Genomic DNA, 24,898 nt, shown 5'->3' on the forward strand with positions numbered 1-24,898 from the left:
AGAATGTTTTCAAACTAACCTCGAATCAAAATTTAAGGAGGAATCTACATGTTCTTGAAAGTAAAATTCTTGTTAGTTGCATGTCTTTTCGCTACAACATTGGTAGCTTGTAACATGGGTGGCAACGATAACATGGGTGGCAACGATAACATGGGTGATAACGGCGCTGAAACAGAGAATATCGGTGATCGTGACAACGGGGTCATCGATAACAATGACCGTGCTGGGGTCATGAACAACGAACGTGTCCGAGTTGCAGAAAAAGCTGCTGAAAAGATTGAAACTATGAAACAAATAGAGGATGCGAACGTTTTCGTTACAAACGAGAATGCATATGTTGCAGCACAGTTCACTCCTGCCGTTAATACAGAAGGGGAAGTGACGAAGGAAATCGAGCAAGAAATTTCTCAGAAAGTCAAATCGACTGACCCTGACATCAACAATGTTTTCGTTTCGACAAACCCTGAGTTCTTTGATCGTTCACAGGATTATGCTGAAAAGTTTGGCCGAGGAGAGCCTGTGCAAGGTTTGTTTGATGAATTCAACGAAACGATCCGCCGCGTTTTTCCTAACGCCCGCTAAGACATCCATAAGTAAAATCAAAAAAACCGATCCAGACTACTGGATCGGTTTTTTTGCACTTAAAGAAAGTATAAATACTTTTTTCAGTATAAGTGCAACTAAAGGCTCAGCCTACGCCTAAGGCTTGACATTGCCAAGTTTTCTTTATGTTGAAAAACTGAAATTCTGGAATTCTGGGTTGGAATTCTGGAATTATCAAAAAAATTCTAGGATTAACCTTAAAATTTCTTGGATTATCGATCAGACTTACTTACACACACGTACAATCCTACCATTCCTCCGTTCCCATAAAATGTATGATTATTTAATAAATGTATACCCGGATAAAATGAAAGCGCTTTAATAAAGAATTTTCATAAAAGATGTTGAATAAAAATACTTAAATATGTATAATAATCCGAAACAGAAGACAGAAGAGCAGATAGGAGATGGAGTCATTTGAAAGCAGCGATTATCGGAGGAACCGGTTATGGGGCAGTTGAGCTTGTGAGGTTGCTTCATAACCACCCCCTAGTTGAAATTTCCACTATTGTTTCCCACTCGAACAGCGGCAAGGAGCTTCAATCGATCTACCCGCATTTATCACACATCATCGACACTTCTTTTGCTGCGATGGACGTGGCGAAAGTCAGTGAAGAAGTGGATCTCGTATTTTTCGGAACGCCATCAGGAGTCAGTTCGGAACTGATCCCACAATTCATGGAACACGGAGTGAAGTGCATCGATCTAGCTGGTGACTTTCGGTTGAAGTCCCCTGACATCTATGAAACGTGGTATAAGAAAAGCGCACCACCTCCACAATACACAGATCAAGCAATCTACGGGTTGAGCGAAATTTATCCGGACGATGTGAAAAATGCGACCCTGATCGCGAACCCCGGATGTTATCCGACAGCAACGTTGCTTGCGCTCATTCCAGTTTTAAAAGAAAAGCTGATTGAGCCGCAATCGATCATCATCGACGCGAAGTCTGGACTCTCAGGAGCAGGGAGAAGCCAATCACTGACCGCACATTTCTCGGAAACGAACGAAAACTTCCGGGCATACAAAGTGGCCGCGCATCAGCACATCCCGGAAATTGAACAGGTCCTCGTCAAGGAAAGCGGCGACGATCTTCAGGTTTCATTCACTCCTCATCTTGTGCCGATGACAAGAGGCATCATGTGTACGATCTATTCGAATTTGACAACAGGAAAAACGACAGAAGAACTCATCTCGTTATACAAATCATTTTACAAGGACCATCCTTTTGTTCGGATCCGTCCTGAGGGGATCATCCCTGCAACCAAAGAGGTGTACGGAAGCAACTATTGCGACATCGGTTTTAAAGTGGATGACCGGACTGGCAGGGTGACGATCGTTTCTGTAATCGACAACCTCGTCAAAGGTGCGGCAGGTCAAGCGATCCAGAATATGAATCTGATGCAAGGATGGGATGAACAGACAGGGCTCACCAATGTGCCGATTTATCCATAAAGGAGAGGAGGAACGATGATGCAAGCAGTGAAAACGAACGAAATCGTCGGTGTAAAAGATGGGGGTGTCACCACGCCGCTAGGATTCAAAGCTGGCGGGATTCATTGCGGACTCCGGAAGACGCGTCTTGATCTCGGGTATGTTTTATCAGAAGTTCCGGCTGTGACTGCAGGTGTCTACACGACGAACCAATTTCAAGCTCCTCCGTTAAAAGTGACGCAGGAAAGCATCGCGGTCGAGGAGAAAATCCAGGCGATACTTGTGAACTCGGCGGTTGCGAATGCATGTACTGGTACTCAAGGATTAGCGGATGCTTACCAAATGCAGCAAGTGTTCGCGGAGGAACTCGGTATAGCGAAGCATCATGTCGCCGTTACGTCGACGGGTGTGATTGGTGTCCATTTGCCGATGGAGAAGATCAAGTCCGGCGTGAAAAAAATCCTTGCGGAAAAACACGAAGGTGCCGTGAACTTCGAGGAGGCGATCCTCACAACCGATACGACGGTCAAACACCATGCGGTCCAGTTCGAGATCGACGGAAAACTAGTGAGTATCGGTGGAGCTGCGAAAGGCTCTGGGATGATCCACCCGAACATGGCAACGATGCTTGGTTTCATCACCACCGACGTCAACATCGCGCATGAGAGTCTGCAGGCAGGATTACGACAGGTGACGGACGAGACGTTCAACATGATCACGGTCGATGGCGATACGAGTACGAACGACATGGTGCTCACGCTGGCAAACGGAAAGGCAGGCAATGAACCGCTCACCGAGGACCACCCGGATTGGGACGTATTTTTACAAGGATTGAAGACAGTCTGTGCGTCACTTGCGCAAAAGATTGCACGTGATGGAGAAGGAGCAACGAAACTGATCGAGGTCCACGTGAAAGGGGCGACAAGCGGAACTGCTGCACGCGCCGTCGGAAAGGCGGTCATCTCCTCCAACCTCGTGAAGACGGCGATTTACGGGACGGATCCGAACTGGGGAAGAATCGTTTGTGCGATTGGTTATAGCGGGGAGAAGGTCGAACCGGAAAAGGTCAGTGTTTCCCTAGGTAATATTCCAGTCGTCATCAATGGTCTGCCATGCCCTTTCAGCGAAGAGGAAGCATCGAACTATTTGAAACAGGAAAATGTGAATATTTATGTGGAGCTGAATCAAGGTGATCATGAAGCGACAGCCTGGGGCTGTGATCTGTCCTATGATTACGTGAAAATCAATGCATCGTATCGAACATAAGGAGGAAGCTGATGAACTATCTTGTCATCAAGTGTGGCGGAAGTGTTTTGGAAGCGTTACCCGAATCGTTTTATGAAAATATCGTCCATTTGCAGAAGGAGCTTGATGTGAAGCCGGTCATCGTCCATGGCGGCGGCCCGCTCATTTCTTCGCTTTTGAAAAAGATGGGCACGGAAACAACCTTTGTCAACGGACTGCGCGTGACGACTGAAGAAGTGCTCGATGTCGTCGAAATGGTGCTGAGCGGATCAGTCAATAAACAGATTGTCCGACACCTGGTTGAAGCCGGTGGTGCCGCTTACGGCTTGAGCGGGATCGATGGCGGTCTTTTGAAAGCGAAAAAGCTGGAAAGTGCTGTGGACCTCGGCTACGTCGGAAAAATCTTTCACGTTGAAACGAAGCTGATTTCGCAGCTCGGTGACCACGGGTATATCCCTGTCATTTCACCGCTCGGGATTGATGAACGGGGACAGCGGTACAACATCAATGGCGACATCGCTGCTGCGGAAGTGGCGAAAGCGCTTGGTGCGAAGCTTTGTCTGATCAGCGATATACCAGGAATATATGTAGAGGAAGCAGACGAAAAGCAGGTACTCCATTCCGTGACGAAGGATGATATTTTACAGCTGATGAAGTCCGAAGTGATTACTGGCGGGATGATCCCGAAAGTGAAATCGGCGATCGATGCGCTTGAGCACGGGGTGCCTGAGGTGTCGATCATAAACGGGATGGCCGTAGATGCACTGATCGATTTTTCTACAGGGAAAGAAATTGGTACGAAAATCACACTAGCTGAGGAGGTCGCACATGTCCACTGAACTACTCACAGAAATCTCGCCTCTCATGAAAACATACAACCGGTTTCCGATTACACTTGAAAAAGGGAAAGGAAGCTACGTCTGGGACCAGGAAGGGAACAAGTATCTCGATTTCACCTCAGGCATCGCCACATGCAACCTGGGTCACGTTCCCGATGTTGTCAAGAAACGGGTGGAATTGCAATTGGAGAAGCTCTGGCACTGTTCGAACCTATATCATATCCCAGAACAGGAGGCGGTCGCCGAGCTGTTGGTGAAACATAGCTGCGGTGATCAGGTCTTCTTCTGTAATAGCGGGGCTGAGGCGAATGAGGCTGCGATCAAACTGGCACGGAAGTATGCGCGTGGGGTGAAAGGTGAAGAGGAGGCTTGCGAGATTGTGACCTTCAACCAATCATTCCACGGGCGGACAATGGCGACGCTTTCTGCCACCGGTCAGGCGAAGATCCAGGATGGTTTTGCCCCGTTGCTTCAGGGGTTCCGGCATCTACCTTTTAATGATGTCGAGGCGTTGCAACAGCTTCCATCCGATAAAACGTGTGCGGTGCTGGTCGAACTTGTCCAGGGCGAAGGGGGCGTGATTCCGGCGGACGCGGATTGGATGCAGCAGCTTGAGGACATTTGTAAAGCGAACGGAATCCTGTTGATGGTCGATGAAATTCAGACGGGAATGGGCCGGACCGGAACCCTGTTTGCTTATGAGCAATACGGCATCGATCCAGATGTGATTACGGTTGCCAAGGGACTCGGTTCGGGCTTTCCGATCGGTGCGGTGATTGCGAAAGGAAAAGTGGGGGAAGCCTTCGGACCGGGAACGCACGGGAGTACGTTCGGAGGGAATCCGTTGGTGTCCTCGGCGGCCTTTGCGACAGTCAACCATCTCGTTTCAAGCGATGTCATCAACGAAACATTCATCCTCGGTCACTATTTGAAAAATCAGATGGAGCAAATGAAGGTCGAGTTTGCGGATATAAAAGAAGTGCGTGGAAAAGGATTGCTGCTCGGGATCGAGATAAACGGCAAGGCGATCTCTGTCGTGGAAAAAGCGCGAGCGAAAGGCGTGCTGATTTTGGTAGCGGGACCGAATGTAGTGAGGATCCTGCCACCACTCACCACTTCAAAGGAAGAAATCGATATGTTCGTCGCTGTTTTGAAGGAAGTCTTTACAGAAGCTTGAAAAATCAATAAGGATAAACTCATTTTCAATGAGTTTTATCATATGGAATCATCATACGACAAGTCCGGGAGTAGAATCGGGTTCCAATGTCCGTATGAAAGCTCCATACGACTAGTCTAGCCTGATAATCTAGTTTTAGTGACCGTAAACTCATCGTGAATAACGATAGAAACACCCCGAGTACTCATCGCATTCGGGGTGTTTCTATTTAATGGCTGATGCATGGCGGTCCGCATCAACCTGGTAAAGGAGAGGAGGCTTTGCTTTTATTCGACGTAAAAAGTCGTTTGAAAAGGGGGAGGATCCCTTTTCATACTCTATCATACGTAGTTTGATAGAATGTGATTGTGCGTTTGCTAGATTAATAGAAATAAATTTGATAGATTTAAACTTATTTGTGGGTGGTCAAGGCCTTGGTGAACATTTCTTCATTTTTTAAAAGGACATATCCATTTCAACCAGAATTGTTTAGTTATAAAGAATTAGGAGGAGTTTACGAAATGAAGATGCTCGAAGCCATTCCTGCTTTGCCTGTAAAGGATCTTAAGAGCAGTATTGCGTTTTATCGAGACACATTAGGGTTTGCGCTTGTTCATGAAGAGGATGGTTTTGCGGTACTAACCTGGGATGAGATCGAGATCCACCTCTGGCTTGCGAATGATGAACGGTGGCGGATGGTGGACAGGCCAGCTCCCGTCATTTCAGGTGCTGAGTCGTTCATTGCCGGGACAGCAAGCTGTCGGATCGGTATGGATGGTGTTGATGAACTTCACGGACGCCTGGCGGAACTTGAGATTTTGCATCCGAATGCACCTCTCGGAAACCGCCCATGGGGAGTCCGGGAATTTGCCGTTGTGGATCCGGACAACAATCTGATCACATTTTATGAGCGATTGGTGCGTTGATGTTGAAAGGAGTAAGAGAATGACTGTTCACATTGCGCTGTTGCGCGGAATAAATGTTGGTGGAAAGAAAAGAGTAAAGATGGATCAGTTGAAGGAAATCTTTGCGTCACTCGGGTTCCGAAATGTGAAAACCTATATCCAAAGCGGGAATGTGATGTTTGAAGCAGATGAGACAGAAGGGCTTGGTGGGCAGATTGAACGTAGGTTAAAAGAAGAATTAGGATTCGAGGTGCCAGTTCTCATCAAAACACAGGAAGAGTGGGAGAAAGCGATCGAACAAAATCCGTATGATGTTGAGGCATTAGATGAGAATGAAAAGTTGCATGTGAGCTTTTTGGCAAAAGAGCCGACGCCTGAGGTGGTGGAAGAGCTCATGACGTGTAAAGTGATGTGGATGAGATCCGAATTTTAGGTGTTACAGTCTACACCCTCTGTCGAAACGGGTACCACAAAACCCTCTTCTCAAATGCATTTATCGAGAAAAAGCTGGGGGTAAATGCGACAACACGTAATTGGAACTCCGTGATCAAAATCGGAGATATGAGTAAAGCAATAGTTGAATAAAATGATGATGAAAGCAGTCCGATGGGGGTCTGCTTTTTCTATTGAGTGAAACTGTTGACGTGGGCTTAGCCCTTTAAGAGCGAAAAAACAGTTTGAGGTACTCATTGAAACATTATGTGAGACCGTATAAATGCAAAATACAAAAATATACGTACACAAGGCTCTTAATTTGTGCTCCTATCAAAATTTTCATAGTAACTTTATACTACCGGACTTAGGTCCCTAAGACTTTCCGGTTAGTCGAAATAGACCTTTGGTTCTTAGCGGTTACGCCCTCTGGATAATAGCGGATTTTGCCAGTTTCGTGAAATAATTGAAGTATTAAAAAAATTAGCAAAACGGAGGGCGAGAGATGAGACAGTTTACCTTTTTAATGTGTTTGATGCTCCTTTTTTCAACATGGTTCGCAACACTGTCCCCAGTCATGGAGACGGCAAAAGCGGAGACAGGCAATACCACAATCATCAACAGCAAGTTACAAAATGCGATGGATGCCACTTCAGATCCACTAGAAGTGATTGTGACTTTCCATACAGATAATGGACCGACCAATGAACATATCCAACTTTTAAAAGACAAGGGGATTACGAAGGGGGTTACGTTCAATGAACTCCCGATGGCAGGTGTATTAGCGACACCGGCCCAGATTCAATCTCTTGCACAACTGGAAGACGTCCGCTCACTATACTTGAATGAAAAACTGGAATATGAAAACGAAGAATCGACGGACTTGACGGGAGTGGATAAGCTTCGTAATGACGCAGATCTGACCGCGAAAAACGATGGGCTCCCAGTTTCAGGAAAAGGTGTCGGGGTTGTCGTCAATGACAGCGGAGTCGATGGAATGCATAACGATATCAAGTTTGGTGATCATCTCGTCCAAAATGTGCAAGGTGCGACCAATTTGAATGCTTTGAGTGATCTTCTCCCAATCACATATGTAGAGGATGTACCGAATACGGACAGCGATTCAGGGCATGGGACTCATGTGGCTGGCATCGTCGGTGGAAACGGCGCCATGTCGAGCGGAAAATATGAAGGTGTTGCGCCTGGTGCCGACCTGATCGGATACGGATCTGGTGCGGGACTTGCAATTCTTGATACGATTGGTGGCTTCGATTATGCGTTGACCCATCAAGCGGAATACAACATCAGGGTTATTACGAACTCTTGGGGTTCGACGAGTGATGCAGGAACTGATTTCGATCCAGAAGACCCGATCAACATCGCCACAAAAAAACTGTACGACCGCAATATTGTCACTGTATTTTCAGCTGGGAACTCTGGACCAGGCGAATCAACGATCTCCGGTAATTATAAAAAAGCCCCCTGGGTCATTACTGTTGCGGCAGGTGACAAACAAGGAAATATCGCAGACTTCTCATCACGTGGTGTTAAAGGAAAAGGCGGTACAGTGACAGTGGATGGCGAGGAGTTCACCTGGGAAGACCGACCGACGATCACCACTCCTGGAAAAGACATCATCTCGACAAAAACAATCGCTCCACTGACGGCATTAAGTGCCGAACAAGATGCGGAAAACATCGAGCCAGCACACCTTCCTTACTACACACATATGAGCGGAACCTCGATGGCAGCGCCGCATGGGGCAGGGATTGTCGCGCTGATGCTTGACGCCGACCCGAGTCTTACACCGGAAGAAGTGAAGGGGATCATCCAACAGACGGCGACAAATATGCCAGGATATGAACCATGGGAAGTAGGTGCAGGTTATGCGAATGCACACGCGGCAGTAGACAAGATTTTGAATGATAAAAATTACGGCGAAACATTGAACCTCAACAAAGCGTACAATGCAAACGTCGATATGGAAGTCGAACGAACGCCGATCGAAGTCGAATACAATCCAGTGACAGCGGATTCGAATAAGGTAGAGTTTGAAGTGGAAGAAGGACTGACGGAGCTTGTCGCCCGGATCAATGCGAAAGGGATCCTTGGTGAAACAGGCAACCCTCTCAATCTTGTGCTGACAGCACCAGACGGAACGGAGTACACTTCAGGAATCTATGTGGTTTTTACCTTGTATACCGATCGGACTGTCCAAGTGACAAAACCGGTGCCAGGTACGTGGACGCTTGAAATTCGAGGGCTTCAGGGAAGTGTCGGACTCCCAGAAACGGTTGAAGGTGAACTTGCTTTTAAAAAAGCAGACGGATTCACAGGGTTGAATGACATCAGTGGCCATCCAGCGGAAGAAGCAATCAAGACCGGTGTGGGTGAGAGACTCCTCGACAGTAACAAGAAAGGGGATTACAAGCCTGATAACGACTTAACCCGCGTCGATTTTGCAAAATACTTGACGATGGGTGCTGGAATACGCCAAAGCCTTCCTGATGTTGCCAGTTTTACCGATGTAGCTGCGGCTGATGCTGCTTATACCGAGGCTGTCACTGCCGATGGTGCTGCATTGAAGGATACAGCTCAAGATGATGCTGGGGTATTGCTCCCGACAGCTGACGGAAAGTTTTCCCCAAAAAAAGCGGTTGATCGTACTGAACTGGCTTATGCACTCGTCCAAAGTTTAGGCTTACAAAATGAAGCGGAATCGCTCAACGAAGGACAGTTGACGGTACAGTATAAGGAAGAACGGATTCCAGTTGGAGATGGGGGTCAAGTTCCGGCTGAATTAAAAGGATATGTCCAACTTGCCCTTGATTTGAACATTATCAACGCGTATTTCGATGTGACGCAAGGACCGTATGATCTCGAGCCGACCGTCACGGCAACATTCGAACCAGAAAAGACCGTCACAAGAGGTGATTTTGCAGTTGCCATCTCCCGTTACTATGCAACCTATCTAATGCCATGAATACTTTGAGGGTGAGTTGCTGTAAAGACCGTTAACGGACACAAGAGCTCTTATTATTCAAAATGTCGTTCATTTATAAAAATAGCGGACACCAGAGCTCTTATTTCGTTAAAATTTTAGTAATTCAGCTCTTTTCTTGAAAGATAACGTCCCTGGTGTCCGGTAAATTCTGAGACACCGCATTTTGTTCACAAATAACGGCTCTCATGTCCGTTACGATTTCAGTAAAATCCTTATAAAGCAAAAAGGCTGGCCTTAACATTGATGAAATTGATGTTTGGGTCAGTTTTGTTTTTTGTAATATAAAAATATACACCATTATACATAATAAATACACTAAAATAAGGTAATTGAAGTATTTTTATAAAATCTATTGAATAAATATTATTAAGTATGTATAATAATTCGCAAGAGAAAAAGAGTTGAGGAGAGATGCAAATTGGCTAAAGCCGTTGAACTACTACACACTAAAGGATTGACTGCTTCAAACTTTACAGGTCAGGATTTTCTAACGATATCTGATTTTCATTCCACAGAAATCATGTACTTACTGAAACAGGCTATAAAGCTGAAGAAGGAACAGAAACTCGGTGTTACACATAAGCATTTGAACGGAAAAGTATTGGGGATGATTTTCGATAAAGCGTCGACACGTACCCGGATTTCGTTTGAGGTTGGGATCATCCAGCTTGGAGGGAACCCCATTTACTTGAACACGAAGGACACCCAGCTTGGACGTGGAGAGAGCGTAGCGGATACGGCGAAGGTTTTATCCCGGTATGTCGATGCCGTCATGATCCGGACTTTTGCACATAAAACAATTGAAGAATTTGCAGCACACGCTGATATTCCGGTGATCAATGGTCTGACTGACTTGCACCATCCGACACAGGTGATGGCGGATCTGATGACGATTTTAGAGCACAAAGGAAAACTAAAAGGGTTGAAGCTGTGCTATGTCGGTGATGGCAACAACAATATGACCCACTCCCTATTGGAAGGGGCGGCGAAAGTAGGGATGGACATCGCTGTCGCAAGTCCATTCGGATACGAGCCCGATCAGATGATTCGCGATCATGCAAAGCTCGTGGCAAAACAGAATGGCAGCTCGGTCGTGATTACAAACTCTCCGGATGAAGCAATCCAGGACGCGGATGTCGTCGTAACGGATGTTTGGGCGAGCATGGGCGAGGAAGATGAGTTTGACGCAAGAGTCGAAGCCTTCAAGCCATATCAGGTGAACAGTAAGCTCTGTGAAAAAGCGAAGGACGACTTCATGTTCATGCACTGCTTGCCCGCACACCGCGGTGAGGAAGTAACAGCTGAAATTCTTGATGGTCAGCACTCGGTTGTATTTGATGAAGCGGAAAACCGCCTCCATGCGCAAAAAGCAATCATGTTAGCGCTCATGGGTGAGAACTAAATGCAGTGAAGTGGGTGATCCATCGTTTGGTGGATCACCACTTTTTAAAGGACTATTTATAGATTTTAAGCCAAATTCGCGACACTCCTGCAGGAAAAGCGAGCCAGGCGAGACCCCGCAAGTGAGGAACGAGCGACGAGGCTTACTGAAGTGGGGGAATGCAATGAAGTGATGTCTAGCTCAGCGACCAGTCACTTGGATCACTTCAATCTTCCTGCGGCGGTCGACACATTGATTGACACCCTTTGAGTGAGCCCACGCAGAACCAAGGCTTTGTTTGGTTCGAGCCTCCTCGTCAGCTTTCCAGTGACCTGCGTGACTAATCAGGTCGCTTCCACTTAGGGGATGAACCGGTCTTCTATCCTTAAGTCCATGGAGTCGAAGGCTTCGGGACCGTCTTGCCTGAAGAACAGCCTGAGGTATTTTATAACTTCAACAACATTTTCATTTTGTTGACCAAATCGAAAGAGCCAGTGACGATTGTGAATATCGGCAGAATGACGTCTTTAGCTGTTGCATTCCTACTACATCCGGAAATATTGAGCTTGGTCCAGAATTTTTATATCATGGGTGGAGCTTTCTTGGTACCAGGGAATGTGACACCTTATGCAGAAGCGAACTTTTTCGCTGATCCTTCGTCTGTCAGTATCGTTTTTAACAACGCTAGTCCTTTGTCAATAAAGCTTTTTCCGTTGAATGTGACCCATCAAGCAATCTTTACACCTGACATCATCAACTCCTTCACTCAACCAGATGATCCAGTCGGGGATTTTCTGAAGAGCACATTCAATTATTACTACACATTTTATAAAAGACAGCGGCCGAGGTTGAGAGGAGCCCCGCTTCATGATCTGCTCGCCATTCAGGCGATTGCGAATCCGCAGATGTACAGGTATATCCAGCGAAATGTACAAGTCATCAATGATTCTGCACTTGGAAGGGGCATCACCGTAGCTGATTTAAGGGATCGCCCGAATATCGATCCTGGTAAAAATGATTTTATGAATATCGCTATGGAGGTTGATTACCCCAGTTTCATTCAGGATGTCGTTTCGGTGTTGCAAAAGCAAGGATAAATTTATGTATACCTCCTTTCTAAATAGATATATTAAGGGGAAAGGAGGTATGAGAATGGCCAATATATTCGAAGCGATTGTCGATTATATGAAACAGGCGTATGATGATGAACCGAAAACGCCGCTACATATAGGTGAAGCCATGGGATGTTGGTTATATTACACTGCATTAGCAGAAGAAATTCCAGCATTGGAAATATGTTTGAACACGACGATTGATGATGAATTAAGTGTTGTAGTAAAAGAGGGGAAGGATCTCGGAGAATCCCAAATGAATAGACTTGAAAAATTCATGCTTGAGGAAGGGGTTCCATTATCGAGAACAGATGCACATAAACCCAGTTCAGATCCGAATTCTATTCCACTTGGAGCCAAATCTTCAGATAATGAAATTGCCAATTTATTAAGTGTTAAAGTGGGTACCAATGTGGTGATGTGTGCAACAAATATGAGCCAATGCATTCGTGCTGACTTAGAAAAAATTTGGATTGAGCTGCAAAGTGAGAAAATGCTCTACGGATCCAAACTGAAAATGTTGATGCGTAAACGAGGCTGGATCAAGGTACCACCATATTTTACTCCTCCAGGACGGGAAGATTAGGGGATTGGTGAAGTGCTACGGTTTGATTGAGAATCACTCGGAAAAGGCATTTTTTTATCGGCTCCTATTATAGAAAACTTATTCAGGTTCATAGGAACTTGTTTACAAATTAAGCGGACACTACATCGTTCACGCGGGTTCGGATATAAGTGGATGGAAGAAAAGACCCCAAATCAGGGTCTTTTTTGTATGAAGAAAAAATATTTACGTTTTAGCGTAACTTATTGTTGCTTTCGAGCGTAAGGTAGAATACTATAAAAAGTAACAGGAGGTGTAAAATTTGGAAACACCAGAAAATATCCGCTTAAACGTCGCATTACTTCGCAAAAGAGTTCCTAATTTGACCAGTGCAGCCAAATCCGTCGGGTTACGGCCTGCCACAGTCTCAAACCTTTGTACAGGGAAGATTCCGGTGGGCCGGTCAGAAGTTCGCACACTGGTCGCACTGGCAACACTGGCTGAATGTAGTCTTGATGAATTGATTATCAGAGGGGAGAAGATCGACATGATCGAAACAGGTATCAAAACGTTGGATTTGTTCGCACCATTGGCTAAAGGAGGGACGATCGGACTCGTCGCACGCCATGGGATGGGGCAGCTCGTCATTTTGGCTGAGCTTACGCATCGATTGAAGAAAGAAGACTATGCAACCGTCCTTTTAAAACCAGAAAGTGACCCCAAAGAGCTCAATGACATTCTCGAATACTTCGAGGTTGTAGCAGAAACTGTGGATGAAGCGTATGAAAAGATGGCTGGATTTGGCAATAAGAAGGAAATCATGTTCACTGCAGATCGTTCGCATGTGTTGACGGGAGAAATCCATGATCTGCAGGAGCGCTTACAGGATGTTGGAGTCCAGAACGTAACGACGTTCCTTCTAGATTTGAAAGGCGAAGCGGTGGATGAGGATCTACCATACGGTCCGCTCGAAACGCTGTGGCAATTCGATATCGATCTTGCTACTCGTCACAAATTTCCTGCGATCAATCCAATTTACTCGACGTCTTCTGTCCTTGAAGGAGCGCACCTAGACCAGAACCACTTGAACATCCAGCAGCGTGCACAAAAATTGCTCCGCCGTTACCGTGAATTACGGGCTGTTGTCAATGTAAGAGGCATTGAAAGTGTACCTGAGACTGAGAAGCTGACGTACAAACGAGGCGAACGGCTCGAGGCGTATTTGACACAGCCGTTTTATGTTGCAGAGCAATTCACTGGGAGGAAAGGTGAAACCGTCAATTTGAAGGACACCCTCACTGATGTCCAAAAGATTTTAGACGGATCCGCCGACTCCAAAGAAATCGACCAACTAGATTATATCGGAACCCTATGATTACAGGAATGAGTGCTGGATTAATAGATTCAGTGCTCTTTTTGTTTCCAAAAAAAGTGAAGAGATGGGCTCTACTCCATATTGGATTCATAAGACAACTCCGGGGTAAAAAAACAGGAGAAGTGTCCGTATGAAAGGTTCATAAGACAATTCCAGCGAAAAACCGAGATGAAGTTGCTGTATGAACTCTCAATCAGGTTTAACGCTGGTATTGTTCAGACTCGAAGAAATCATCTTCTAATAAAACATCAGGGTGTGTTTCCATCAAAATCATTTTTAGTCAGTGTTGTCCATTCATTCACTTTTCAATTCATGTAAGTGTGAATCAGAAACAATCAAGGTAGAACTGACAGGTAATAAGACGGTGAAGAACCTATTAAAACAAGAGTTTAGTATAACTTAAAAAGTTAAATTCACTAGCGTTTTTATGAATGAAGTGTACGAGTGTACTCCGAAATAGAACTAGTTAATGGGGGTCTGCCCTTTTCATTTTCTACTGGATCTTAATTTTCCAATCTGGGAGGATGTCCATTGCGAAGCCTATCGATTCAGCATTTACTATAGTATGAATTGTTAATTTGAGAAAGGACGTGCTGACAATACGTGACGCTGCATTTTCTTATAATGAGAGAACGCAATTTACATTCATGACAGATCATCGAACGTTAAGTGAGATTTTAAACGAACTTGCAACGGAAAAGATTAACATTAACGGGTATGAACAAATAGCGGATCATCAATGTAATTTAGTGAAACTCGTGGTCGGACGTTCAGATGGGGAAAGCACTCGTGATCTAATGGTTACTAAAAGCATACTACGGCATTCTGACGTCCGATTCCAAACCAAACGAATCCTTCAAGTGCTTAATATAGCCTCTGGCATCCCAGGGCAAGTCAATACGATTTATGGGGCTTTATATTGTCGAGTGGATGTTGATGCGATATACATCGGTGAAAATGATAATCTCTACGTAGAGGTATCCAATTTAGATAAAGCGATTTGGATCTTATCCCAAGAGAATGTTCTGAGCTGTCTCGAATAAAAAAGGATTGGTAAAGATTCTGGCTAGTTGCAGTTTAGCCCAATGGGTCTTTTATGTTGTTTTTCAGAATGATAAGAATGCCTGGCTGGAGTATGTTAGGTGGAAATCAGGATGAGTGAAATATCCTCCCTCAGATGGTATCATTTGTACAACAACAAGTGTTGAATCGAGGGGAATCAATCATGTCTGATGGCAGTAATACTGAGACAACATCTCGACAGAGCACATTTCTGGTGGGAGTGCTCATCTTGCCGATCATCGGTCTGTTCATTGCCCGCCAGTTCATTTCCAGCGAATGGCTTGAGCTTTTTACAGGCATATATCTCTTAAGTGTAGTAACCCTTTTGCTGCCATCTGCGAAAGGGATTTTCAAATATTTGACCCTCACCCTTATCGTATTGAGTGTGATTTTCCTTTTGAATGAAGGAGCAACATTTGACGTATGGATTGAAAGTGTGTCGATTAACCATACGTTAGTGGCCTTGTTCATCAGTGTTCCGTTTCTAGGCGTTCCGGTCAAGTCGAAAGAATACCTGGAAGCTCTCAAACAGGTTTACATACGGTTTATGCAGAACCCCAATGTTTTCTTTTTCTTGACACAGTCCTTCACACACTTCATGGCGATCATCCTCAATGTTGGATCAGTATCGATCTTTTATCAATTGGGTGGAGTGAACCCTTATGTTAAATCCGCACGGAGACTTTCCACACCATTGATGCGAGGGTTTGCGACAGCTTTGATCTGGTCGCCGTTTTTTGCAGCGATGGCACTTGTAACGACCTATCTTCAAATCGAATGGGCGAACAGCGTGCCATTTTTATTAGGGTTCGTCATTCTATCATTCCTGGCAAGCTGCCTTCTCGAGTGGCGGTATAATTTCAATTCTTCCGATAAAAAAGAAGTGGCAGCAGGAACCGAAACTGATGGAGACGAAGTGAAAGAAACAGCACCTCTTCAAAAACGCAAACTCATCGAACTAACTAGTTTTCTAGTATTGATCATTGTGTCGTTGCTTGTACTGGAGAAGGTAACCACCTTGTCGATGGTCACGCTCGTCATTTTCCTATCGTTTCTTTTTCCGATGTTTTGGCTCACAGTTAAAAAACGATTCAGACGGTTTGTCCTGGAAGCGATCCGTTATGCTACCGTCACTGTACCGCTTTTGAAAAAAGAAGTACTTTTATTCCTGGTGGCAGGTCTGTTCAGCGGGGCTGTTGCTCAAACCGGTTTCGGTGATTGGATTGCTGATGTATTGAATCATATGTACGGCGGCTATGTGAGTGTTTCGCTGTTCCTCATTCTGACCATCATTTTTGCCAGCCTGATCGGGTTCCATCCAATCATGCTCATCACTGTCTATGTTACAAGTCTCGAGCCATCAGCCATCCATCTCTCAACGATGTATTTTGCTGTGCTGTTACTTGGTGCCTGGGGGATCGCTACATCAATCTCACCTATGACAGGTGTCAGCCATCTTTTAGCTCACGAAATGAAAGAGAAGGTTATCAATATCTCATTAAGATGGAATCTTGGATATAGTGTCCTGTCACTGGGACTTTTGCTTACGTACATGGTCATATTGCATGAAATCGGTTTGATTTGAGAATACGGAATAAAATAGATGGAGAGTGATTCAGATGAATTTACAAACTGAAATTTGTTCGCTTTTTGAGATTGATTATCCGATTGTCCAGGCTGGTATGGCTGGAGGAATTACAACACCTGAGCTTGTAGCAGCGGTCTCAGAGGCTGGTGGTCTTGGAACACTCGGCGCAGGTTATTTGACGCCAGAAGTAACCCGGAACGCAATCAGGGAAATCCGCTCATGTACGGATTGTCCTTTTGCAGTCAATCTCTTCAAGGTAGATATGCAGCAAGAAGATCAGCGCACAGCTTCTGTCCAGCAGCGGCTTCTTCCAATCTATGAAGAACTGGACATCACCCCTTCTACCCAGAAGCTCGTGGTCACCGATAATTATGAAGAACAGTTTGATATTTTGATAGAAGAGAGGGTGCCCGTCATTTCGACCACGTTCGGAGTACCGACGGACGATCAGGTCAAGCGTGCTCATCACCATGGAATCAAGCTGATGACGATGGTGACGACTGTGAAAGAAGCGGTCCAGGCAGAGAAGGCGGGTGTTGATGCAGTTGTGGCTCAAGGTGGGGAGGCTGGTGGCCATCGCGGTACGTTTGAGGTGAAAAATGGGAGGGGTGCAGCGATCGGAACGTTTGCGCTCATCCCTCAGGTCGTCGATCATGTCTCGATTCCGGTCATCGCGGCAGGCGGTATCATGGACGGGAGAGGGCTTGTGGCAGCACGTGCTTTAGGAGCTGAAGGGATTCAGCTCGGTACCCGGTTTTTGAATGCGGTGGAGAGCGGAACCGATCCTGTCTATAAAAAAGCTTTGCACGAATCCGACGAAGAAAGTACAGAACTGACGACTGCTTTTTCCGGAAGACCTGCTCGCGCCATACGGAACCGGTTTGTAGACTTTTTGCAAAGCAACAGAATTGAACCCCTCAGCTATCCGATCCAGAACCTCCTCACAAAAGAAATCCGGGCGGCAGCCAAGCAACAGGGGAAACCTGAGTATATGTCCCTTTGGTCAGGGCAGGGGAATCGACTCATCAAAGACGGTCAGACGGCTGAAGAAATCATCAAAAAAATCATAACTGAAGCGGAGAAAACGAGTGGAATTCTCTAAGACACAATCAAAAACATCCTCTAGAAAACAGGCGTTATTTATATCAAAGTTTCTATTGAGATACGAATAAATGTTCGGTGAAATGAGATAAAGTGAACTAAAGGGTGGGGATTTAGTGAGCAATATAGGACTGCGGAATATCATTGAGGTGATCTTATCAAGCAGCAATCATTGATGAAGATAACGTTGTATGCAATGTTCTATGCTTCCAGCAGTTCGGCGAACTAGAGGTTAGCTATTGGATTGGAAGAGAATATTGGGGAAAGGGTATTGCTACCAGCGCTCTAAGGCAATTTCTGAAACATGCTACAGTCCGTCCTTTATATGCTCGTGCTGCGAAAGACAACATAGGGTCACTCAGGTTCTAGAGAGATGTGGATTCACGATAACCGGTGAATGGTTCCTTTATCACACAACCATACAGTTGCTTACATTTGACGAGCAACCGTAAAGTACATATGCTTGTCAGGTAACTGCAGGGTTGCTTATATTCAAGGAGGTAAAACATGGATTACATTTCACCGAAAGAAGCGGTGTTAAAGGTGAAACGGTGGCCTAAAGATACCATAGCGGCGGGTCGTCGTCATACCGTTGGGCTTAAATCTGACGGTACGGTGTCAGCTTTGGGTGATAATAAATATGGTCAATGTGATGTAAGCGGCTGGCGCGATATTGTGGCGATCGTGGCTGGTAATGTTCATATGGCGACGAACACGGGTAATGCTCATACAATCGGTCTTAAATCTGACAATACTGTGGTGGCTGTGGGTTGGAATAAGCATGACCAATGCGATGTAAACGACTGGCGCGATATTGTAGCGGTTGCGGCGGGTTGGCGTCGTACCATTGGGCTTAAATCGGATGGCACGGTGGTAGCAGTGGGCCGAAATAATGAAGGTGAATGCAATGTAAGCGGCTGGCATGATATTGTGGCGGTCGCGGCGGGTGACTGGCATACCATCGGTCTTAAATTGGACGGCACGGTGACGGCTGTGGGTAATAATCGGTATCGCCAATGCAATGTAAGCGGCTGGTGCGATATTGTGGCAGTCGCGGCGGGTTATCTTCATACAATCGGTCTTAAATCTGACGGAACGGTGACGGCTGTGGGTTTGAATGAACATGACCAATGCGATGTAAGCGGCTGGCGCGGTATTGTGGCAATTGCGGTGGGTAGTAATCATACAATCGGCCTTAAATCTGACGGTACTGTGTCAGCCGTAGGTTGGAATGAGTATGGCCAATGTAATGTAAGTGATTGGCGCGATATTGTGGCGATTACGGCGGGTTGTGCCCATACCGTCGGGCTTAAATCGGACGGCACGGTGGTTGCTGTGGGTGATAATGAATATGGCCAATGCGATGTAAGCGGCTGGCGCGGCATCCAACTGCCCGGCAATTAGTTTTTAATAACAACAAGTCAGAGAATCACTGAACGAGTTAATGAGCATTGCTTCAGAAATAAGGCTATTCCATTAAAGGGCGCAATTCAAGAATATTGGATAACGCCCTTTGTTCCGTTAAAGGGGGCAAATATGGAATAAGAGTTGTGTTTTTATTACATAGACATTTTGCTGAGTAAAAGAAGGAAATATAAAATGAAAATTGAAGAGTTTGATTATTAAAGAATAATAGCATTGTCCCCTATGTGACAAAAGATGAAGGAAAGTTCAAAAATAGAAGATGGCCATTTTTTGTGGGGGAATTTTTATTATTACAGGGGTAATTATTCAAACACAAATAACTTCCATTAGGTGATGCAATACTTGGGAACACGTAAGAAATATCAAGAATTATATAAGTAATCAGGTGATATTATGAGAGTAGAAAGACTAGTATCCATTATCTATAAACTATTGAATAATGAGATTCTTTCCGCTTCTGCATTGGCGGAAAAATACGATGTCTCTCAAAGAACGATCTATCGTGATATTGACGCCATATGTGCAGCAGGGATTCCCGTTGTATCATACCAAGGCGTTAATGGTGGGTATGGAATAATGGATGGATACAAGCTGGACAAAAGTTTGCTCGGTTCTTATGACGTTGGTTCACTTATCTCCATCCTTTACAGCATGTCTACTGTTTTTGAAGATGATCGTGCCTTGGAAACCATAGAACGGCTTAAATCGATAGATTCTGAAGCAGGCCAAAGATTATCCGTGGATATTGGTGGCAATGGGTCTAAGCCAGAATCATTACGGATACTGCTTAAAGCAATAACAAATCGCCAGGTTGTACGTTTCAACTATGTTAATGCTAAAAATGAAAAAACGAATCGAATAGTAGAGCCTGTCCGATTGTTGTATAAGCATAGCTCCTGGTATCTTTATGGATTCTGTAGGAAACCGATGGATTATCGGAATTTTAAAATCTCTAGAATGGACCATTTACAGGTTAGTAGCGAATATTTCCGACAAAAACACGATGTAGAAGAGAATAGGATGCCTGGGTCTACATACTACAGCGTGGAACATGAGGATGTAGAAACAATTGAATTACATGTTTCTTCCGATGCCCTTGCTTCAGCAATGGATCGATTTCCCCTTGCCATCAAAACCTTTCATAATGATGGTTCGTTAACGATAAGCTTTCATGTTTATAAACCAAATGAAGCAAATTGGCTTTGGTCTGCGTTACTGAGCTTCGGAAGCAATATTGAAGTCATGAAACCGGTTGAGCTTCGAAAGAAAATGAAAAAAGAAATTAAAAAAATCATAAAACTTTATTCTGAAGTATGACATTCTGTTGTCATACTTTTCTTTTTATAATGACCTTAAAGAAAGTTAAAAAAGACAAAAGGAGTCGTTGACCATGACAAATCCAGTAGAAATGTATCATTATCATTCTTGGGCTAATCAGGTGATTTTCAATCGTTTAAAGGAGTTTCCAGAAGAGATTTTTTATCAGGAGGTGCAAGGTACATTCCCTTCTATTTCGAAGGTGCTAGCACATATTTATACCACAGATCGTGGCTGGCTGGAAATCCTTTCGGGTATAGATATGAGTGTCTCGATGGAAAAATCAGGTGAGGTAGAAGAGGAAGCATCATCAAGGACTCTTGAGGAATTAGAAAAAATGTTTATCGAACTCTCCCAACGTTATAAGAGTTTCCTGGAAATGGAGATGTATCTGGATCGGAAAATCGTATTGGATAATCCTTATGCCGGAGTTCGTGATACGAAAGTATCCGAGATCGTCCTTCATGTTGTTAATCATGGGACTTATCACCGGGGCAACGTATCCTCCATGTTGCATCAGATGGGCTATTCGTTGACGATGAATGATTACGCATTGTTTTGGTATCAAGTGAAATCTTCAAATAGCAGTAATGGAAAGAAGGAAGCAAATAAAAATGGGTAAATCAAACAATATGCAAACGATACCTGATGGCTATACGACAGTGACACCCTGGTTATCACAAAGGATACAGCTCGATTAATTGATTTTATCAAAAATGCTTTCAATGGGTGTGACGACTTTCGAATATATAATGAAGACGGCTCGATCTGACATGCGGAAATCCGGATTGGTTTGAATCGGTAGTGATGATACTTATGAGCAAGCATTAGAGGCTGGATCCACCTCAATAACCGAGATGACAAAGAACAAATGTGCAACCAAAGTTGATATGCAATATATGCTTTTGATAAACAACAATTAGTGAGTATGGAACGTGTGATATCGGATGGTGTGGTAATTATCTGCGGAGTCGATGTGCTGCCAAAATATCAATCCAAAGGTATCGGCAAAGAAATGTTTACCGAATCATTCAACATTGTGAACAAAATCGAGTTATTCCCCAACTTATGTGTGAAGAAAATTTGGAGTCCTATTATGATCTTTAGGCTTTAAAAAATTTTCAATTGGAATAAATGCTAACGCTACATTTTTCCACTATCATAGGCTTTAATTTTAGTAATAATTAACTGAAATCGATCTTCAGCAATCGGGAGTAAAGGTAGCATCCATCAATTCTGGGGCCATTTGTCCAATAAATGGAATGGAACGACTATCATCAAAAGTTGATAGTCGTTCCGTATGATTTGCATAGTTCCTTTCTTTCTCTTAACTCCTTGTACAGTTTTACCTTAGATACACCCGTCCTTTCGGTTACTTGTTTTAAGGTGTATTTTTTCATTTCATAAAGATCTATTGCACCGATCGACGTTTCCTCTTGGTGTACACCATATTGAACAGTTGTTTGATTTGGAAGATCTATGGCAAGGCATTCATGATATCCTCTCGCTAGAAACCCGGTTAAACGGGAACTTACTACCTAACTTTTAGGCATTTTTATTGGATAATAGTTTAGTTACTAACTTAGCTTGATGGGTATGGGGTATGCCCACTTTTATTAGAAAATGTGCAATTTCTCTTGCAAAATTTATGAAGATGGAATAAAGTATAATTAAATGACAGTCAGTACTGACATAACACAGAAAGGATATTAGTCTGAGCAACAGTGGCCATTGCGACTCATAATGCAAAATTTCGGCATTTTTATGAATAACCTGGATCATGATATGAATTTTCCAAATGTTTCACTCGAAAGGCTATAACTGAAAGTACTCATTTATTCACCAGGGCTTAAATCCTTAATCATATTCAAATAAAATATCAGTCATTACTAACCGTCATTTAAATTTATAAAAAATGTTCTTTATTTAAGGAGGTTATTTGAATGAATAATAAACAAGTAGTGTGGATTAACGTATTTACTGCCAAACCAGGTAAACTGGATGAATTGGTCACTATCCAATCTGAAGAATTAGTAAACTTTAAAAGCGAAGATGTACCTGGCTGGATTAGTAGTCGTTGGCATTGTTCAGTCGATAATAACAAGGCAATTATGGTGACTACATGGGAGAGTATTGAATTTCATAAAAGTTGGTTAGAAAAAGCTGACTTTGCAGAACACCTAAATAAGATTCAACATCTGATTGAAGGAACAGAAGGCGGGTACTACACAGTGGTAGAAAATATTGAAAACTCATAAACTCTTAAATTATACCTTTGATTTAACCAGTGGTTTCCTTCTAGCAAACTACACTAACCATTAAGCAAATTGATTAGCTCTAAAAATGAAATGTATAAAGGAGAAAAGTTTTATGTCAGGAGAAAAAGTAGCATTTATTACAGGTGCCGGACGCGGAATTGGTGCAGCTACAGCGAAAGAGTTAGCAAGCATGGGTATAAAAGTTGCAATTAACTACTTATCTGACCATAAAAGTGCAGACCAAGTAGTAAATGAAATTCGATCGGATGGAGGAGATGCTATCAAAATTCAGGGAGATGTTTGCAGTGCAGAACAAGTAACCATTATGACAAATCAGATCCTTGAACAGTGGGGACGAATTGATATTTTAGTTAGTAATGCCAACATCCCTTTTGTTATAAAGCCTTTTCTTACTATTTCATGGTCTGAATTTTCACAGAAACTAAATGATGAAATCAAAGCTGCTTATCATCTATCGCAGGCAATTTTACCGGTAATGAAAGAAAATAGTTATGGACGGATCGTCTATATAGGAAGTGCAGCTGCGAAAATTCCAGAAAAAAACTTTATTGCTCATGGAACAGCAAAAGCAGCACTTGTCCAATTTGCCAAACAGATCGCCAAGGAATTTGGAGAATTCGGAATAACGGCTAATGTGATTTCACCAGGATTAGTAGAAACCGATGCTTCAAGAGAGCAAGTGAAACTACTTAAGTCAGAGTTTACTGCATTGACACCACTGAAAAGGATCGCTCAGCCTGAAGATGTGGCTAAGGCTGTTGCGTTATATGTTTGTGACCGATCTGGATTTATCACTGGTTCATATATACCTGTAGATGGCGGTATGTATATGATTTGACATTTAGCCTCATATCAACTGGGGCACTTTGAGCACTTTATTGCATATAATTTAAACTACCCTAAGAGCAAATCTAATATAAGAGTTGCTCTTTTTTATAGTTTGATATAAAACAGCTTGTAATTAGGGCCATATAAATGAATAACGTTTTTATAACGAACTGGTTATTTAAGTTAAAATAAATATAAGATGTATTTAAGCTAATGACGTAGATGTGAAAGAGTAAAGACTAATGAGGGAGAAAGGAGATTGAAATGGGGAATCTACAAACTGGATATGGGCTAGACGGGGAAGGGTACATTATGACTGACGTCGCTATAGATAAGATTGACAATGCCTACCTTCCGTGCATAAGAGAGTCTGTCGAGAAGCTAGTAAGGTTATTTCCACATCTATTGCACAGTGTCTATGTATATGGAAGCGTTGCAAGAGGTGAAGCTGTGGCGGTTAAGTCAGATCTAGACCTTTTAGTTATGTTCGATGATAAGCTGTGTGCAGAAGAGTTGGCGGAGTTAAAGACAGTTACGAAAGCATTGTCTCGAAAGTATCACTCTTTGGTTCGCGATGTTGGCATTGCTGTTGCAAATTACGACTATGTTGTTGATCCGGCGAATTACTACGAACAGGCATTTCTTAAGGAACTCTGTGTTTGTGTTCACGGAGAGGATCTTCGAGAACGATTCGGCCCTTACAAACTCACATCAGAGATAGCGATAAGTTTTAATGGAGATATTCGTGAAGTTCTTGATAGGACAATAATCCGGTTAGAGGCAGCTACCATAGATGAGTTTAAAACACTTTTACAAAACTTGGCTCGTAAGCTCATTCGTACATACTATTCAATGGTGATGGTACGAGCTCAGATATGGTCAACACGACTTCACGAGCAGTCTGATGTTTTTATCCAGTACTTTCCTCATAAGGAACCTATTATTCGCACTTTGCAGAAATGGATAGAGGAGCCGCCCCTCAATCTAGAACTAGTACTAGATCTCTTTCAGAGCGAGGGCAAGTGGGTTACTGCGAACTTCGAACGTGAAGCCCGTATCACTTCTTGAACATTATGGTGCTTTAGTTCAAGAAGCTATTGGCAGTAATCATTATCCTGATTTTCCTTAATAGGCATTCAAGAGTATTTAATTGTTCAAAATAAGGGGGCGATTGCCGCATAAAGAATCGCCTTAATGAAATAGATGTGGAAGAATAGCAAATTTGTTGGGTTTATTTTAGCCTGTGACTTGCTGTGTTAAAATATGGT

The 24,898-nt window shown here is 43.7% G+C and carries 20 protein-coding genes and 3 pseudogenes; all 23 read left to right on the forward strand.

Annotated features, from left to right (window positions below):
• Nucleotides 1–48 precede the first annotated feature (48 nt).
• Nucleotides 49–582, forward strand: coding sequence for a YhcN/YlaJ family sporulation lipoprotein (locus KOL94_RS01060; protein WP_221563318.1), 534 nt, complete (start codon nucleotides 49–51; stop codon nucleotides 580–582).
• Nucleotides 583–1,020: 438 nt separating this feature from the next.
• Nucleotides 1,021–2,058, forward strand: a complete 1,038-nt coding sequence (gene argC / locus KOL94_RS01065) for an N-acetyl-gamma-glutamyl-phosphate reductase (RefSeq protein ID WP_221563320.1) — start codon at nucleotides 1,021–1,023, stop codon at nucleotides 2,056–2,058.
• Nucleotides 2,059–2,076: 18 nt separating this feature from the next.
• Complete coding sequence (gene argJ / locus KOL94_RS01070) at nucleotides 2,077–3,303, forward strand: bifunctional ornithine acetyltransferase/N-acetylglutamate synthase (protein ID WP_221563322.1); 1,227 nt, start codon at nucleotides 2,077–2,079, stop codon at nucleotides 3,301–3,303.
• Between the two features lie 11 nt (nucleotides 3,304–3,314).
• Entirely contained in the window at nucleotides 3,315–4,121 is an 807-nt protein-coding gene (argB, locus tag KOL94_RS01075; protein ID WP_221563324.1) for an acetylglutamate kinase, read from the forward strand.
• On the forward strand, nucleotides 4,111–5,298 hold the full coding sequence (locus tag KOL94_RS01080) for an acetylornithine transaminase (protein WP_221563326.1): 1,188 nt from the start codon (nucleotides 4,111–4,113) through the stop codon (nucleotides 5,296–5,298). Before argB ends, KOL94_RS01080 begins: the two co-directional genes overlap by 11 nt.
• Before the next feature lie 500 nt (nucleotides 5,299–5,798).
• Nucleotides 5,799–6,203: a bleomycin resistance protein gene (locus KOL94_RS01085; protein ID WP_221563328.1), complete on the forward strand. Its 405-nt coding sequence runs from the start codon at nucleotides 5,799–5,801 to the stop codon at nucleotides 6,201–6,203.
• 19 nt (nucleotides 6,204–6,222) lie between these two features.
• Nucleotides 6,223–6,615, forward strand: coding sequence for a DUF1697 domain-containing protein (locus KOL94_RS01090; protein WP_260412156.1), 393 nt, complete (start codon nucleotides 6,223–6,225; stop codon nucleotides 6,613–6,615).
• Between the two features lie 504 nt (nucleotides 6,616–7,119).
• Nucleotides 7,120–9,597 (forward strand): S8 family serine peptidase, encoded by a 2,478-nt coding sequence (locus KOL94_RS01095; protein ID WP_221563330.1) that lies wholly within the window; start codon nucleotides 7,120–7,122, stop codon nucleotides 9,595–9,597.
• Between the two features lie 439 nt (nucleotides 9,598–10,036).
• Nucleotides 10,037–11,020, forward strand: coding sequence for an ornithine carbamoyltransferase (gene argF, locus KOL94_RS01100; RefSeq protein WP_260412157.1), 984 nt, complete (start codon nucleotides 10,037–10,039; stop codon nucleotides 11,018–11,020).
• Between the two features lie 380 nt (nucleotides 11,021–11,400).
• Nucleotides 11,401–12,096, forward strand: a pseudogene (locus KOL94_RS01105) (nucleoside hydrolase); the annotation flags it as partial.
• A 55-nt stretch (nucleotides 12,097–12,151) separates the two neighbouring features.
• On the forward strand, nucleotides 12,152–12,697 hold the full coding sequence (locus tag KOL94_RS01110) for a DUF3231 family protein (RefSeq protein WP_221563334.1): 546 nt from the start codon (nucleotides 12,152–12,154) through the stop codon (nucleotides 12,695–12,697).
• A gap of 280 nt (nucleotides 12,698–12,977) precedes the next feature.
• A complete protein-coding gene (locus KOL94_RS01115; RefSeq protein ID WP_221563336.1) occupies nucleotides 12,978–14,030 on the forward strand; it encodes an ATP synthase beta subunit C-terminal domain-containing protein in 1,053 nt (350 codons plus the stop codon).
• A gap of 647 nt (nucleotides 14,031–14,677) precedes the next feature.
• Nucleotides 14,678–15,073: a hypothetical protein gene (locus KOL94_RS01120; RefSeq protein WP_221563338.1), complete on the forward strand. Its 396-nt coding sequence runs from the start codon at nucleotides 14,678–14,680 to the stop codon at nucleotides 15,071–15,073.
• A 134-nt stretch (nucleotides 15,074–15,207) separates the two neighbouring features.
• Entirely contained in the window at nucleotides 15,208–16,677 is a 1,470-nt protein-coding gene (locus KOL94_RS01125; RefSeq protein ID WP_221563340.1) for a hypothetical protein, read from the forward strand.
• Nucleotides 16,678–16,711: 34 nt separating this feature from the next.
• Entirely contained in the window at nucleotides 16,712–17,782 is a 1,071-nt protein-coding gene (locus KOL94_RS01130) for an NAD(P)H-dependent flavin oxidoreductase (protein ID WP_221563342.1), read from the forward strand.
• A 203-nt stretch (nucleotides 17,783–17,985) separates the two neighbouring features.
• A pseudogene (locus KOL94_RS25570) lies at nucleotides 17,986–18,233 on the forward strand (GNAT family N-acetyltransferase); the annotation flags it as partial.
• A 55-nt stretch (nucleotides 18,234–18,288) separates the two neighbouring features.
• Complete coding sequence (locus KOL94_RS01140; RefSeq protein WP_221563344.1) at nucleotides 18,289–19,185, forward strand: RCC1 domain-containing protein; 897 nt, start codon at nucleotides 18,289–18,291, stop codon at nucleotides 19,183–19,185.
• A gap of 414 nt (nucleotides 19,186–19,599) precedes the next feature.
• The gene (locus KOL94_RS01145; RefSeq protein ID WP_221563346.1) at nucleotides 19,600–20,523 is read left to right on the forward strand and encodes a helix-turn-helix transcriptional regulator; all 924 of its coding nucleotides are present in this window, start codon (nucleotides 19,600–19,602) and stop codon (nucleotides 20,521–20,523) included.
• 73 nt (nucleotides 20,524–20,596) lie between these two features.
• A complete protein-coding gene (locus KOL94_RS01150; protein ID WP_221563348.1) occupies nucleotides 20,597–21,145 on the forward strand; it encodes a DinB family protein in 549 nt (182 codons plus the stop codon).
• A 240-nt stretch (nucleotides 21,146–21,385) separates the two neighbouring features.
• Nucleotides 21,386–21,695: pseudogene (locus tag KOL94_RS01155) on the forward strand (GNAT family N-acetyltransferase); the annotation flags it as partial.
• A gap of 771 nt (nucleotides 21,696–22,466) precedes the next feature.
• Nucleotides 22,467–22,781, forward strand: a complete 315-nt coding sequence (locus KOL94_RS01160; RefSeq protein WP_221563350.1) for a putative quinol monooxygenase — start codon at nucleotides 22,467–22,469, stop codon at nucleotides 22,779–22,781.
• Nucleotides 22,782–22,893: 112 nt separating this feature from the next.
• The gene (locus KOL94_RS01165) at nucleotides 22,894–23,640 is read left to right on the forward strand and encodes an SDR family oxidoreductase (protein ID WP_221563352.1); all 747 of its coding nucleotides are present in this window, start codon (nucleotides 22,894–22,896) and stop codon (nucleotides 23,638–23,640) included.
• 254 nt (nucleotides 23,641–23,894) lie between these two features.
• The gene (locus KOL94_RS01170) at nucleotides 23,895–24,698 is read left to right on the forward strand and encodes a nucleotidyltransferase family protein (protein ID WP_221563353.1); all 804 of its coding nucleotides are present in this window, start codon (nucleotides 23,895–23,897) and stop codon (nucleotides 24,696–24,698) included.
• Nucleotides 24,699–24,898: the final 200 nt, after the last annotated feature.

The sequence above is a fragment of the Alkalihalobacillus sp. TS-13 genome (assembly GCF_019720915.1).
GTDB lineage: Bacteria > Bacillota > Bacilli > Bacillales > Fictibacillaceae > Pseudalkalibacillus.

Bases quoted from the DNA above. Each gene is read 5' to 3' on its own strand.
- KOL94_RS01095 (WP_221563330.1), top strand. From the start codon at position 7,120: ATGAGACAGTTTACCTTTTTAATGTGTTTGATGCTCCTTTTTTCAACA.
- argJ (WP_221563322.1), top strand. From the start codon at position 2,077: ATGCAAGCAGTGAAAACGAACGAAATCGTCGGTGTAAAAGATGGGGGT.
- KOL94_RS01060 (WP_221563318.1), top strand. From the start codon at position 49: ATGTTCTTGAAAGTAAAATTCTTGTTAGTTGCATGTCTTTTCGCTACA.
- KOL94_RS01160 (WP_221563350.1), top strand. From the start codon at position 22,467: ATGAATAATAAACAAGTAGTGTGGATTAACGTATTTACTGCCAAACCA.
- KOL94_RS01110 (WP_221563334.1), top strand. From the start codon at position 12,152: ATGGCCAATATATTCGAAGCGATTGTCGATTATATGAAACAGGCGTAT.
- KOL94_RS01140 (WP_221563344.1), top strand. From the start codon at position 18,289: ATGGATTACATTTCACCGAAAGAAGCGGTGTTAAAGGTGAAACGGTGG.
- KOL94_RS01090 (WP_260412156.1), top strand. From the start codon at position 6,223: ATGACTGTTCACATTGCGCTGTTGCGCGGAATAAATGTTGGTGGAAAG.
- KOL94_RS01120 (WP_221563338.1), top strand. From the start codon at position 14,678: ATGACAGATCATCGAACGTTAAGTGAGATTTTAAACGAACTTGCAACG.
- KOL94_RS01125 (WP_221563340.1), top strand. From the start codon at position 15,208: ATGGTATCATTTGTACAACAACAAGTGTTGAATCGAGGGGAATCAATC.
- KOL94_RS01145 (WP_221563346.1), top strand. From the start codon at position 19,600: ATGAGAGTAGAAAGACTAGTATCCATTATCTATAAACTATTGAATAAT.
- KOL94_RS01080 (WP_221563326.1), top strand. From the start codon at position 4,111: ATGTCCACTGAACTACTCACAGAAATCTCGCCTCTCATGAAAACATAC.
- argB (WP_221563324.1), top strand. From the start codon at position 3,315: ATGAACTATCTTGTCATCAAGTGTGGCGGAAGTGTTTTGGAAGCGTTA.
- KOL94_RS01150 (WP_221563348.1), top strand. From the start codon at position 20,597: ATGACAAATCCAGTAGAAATGTATCATTATCATTCTTGGGCTAATCAG.
- KOL94_RS01170 (WP_221563353.1), top strand. From the start codon at position 23,895: ATGGGGAATCTACAAACTGGATATGGGCTAGACGGGGAAGGGTACATT.
- KOL94_RS01085 (WP_221563328.1), top strand. From the start codon at position 5,799: ATGAAGATGCTCGAAGCCATTCCTGCTTTGCCTGTAAAGGATCTTAAG.
- KOL94_RS01165 (WP_221563352.1), top strand. From the start codon at position 22,894: ATGTCAGGAGAAAAAGTAGCATTTATTACAGGTGCCGGACGCGGAATT.
- KOL94_RS01130 (WP_221563342.1), top strand. From the start codon at position 16,712: ATGAATTTACAAACTGAAATTTGTTCGCTTTTTGAGATTGATTATCCG.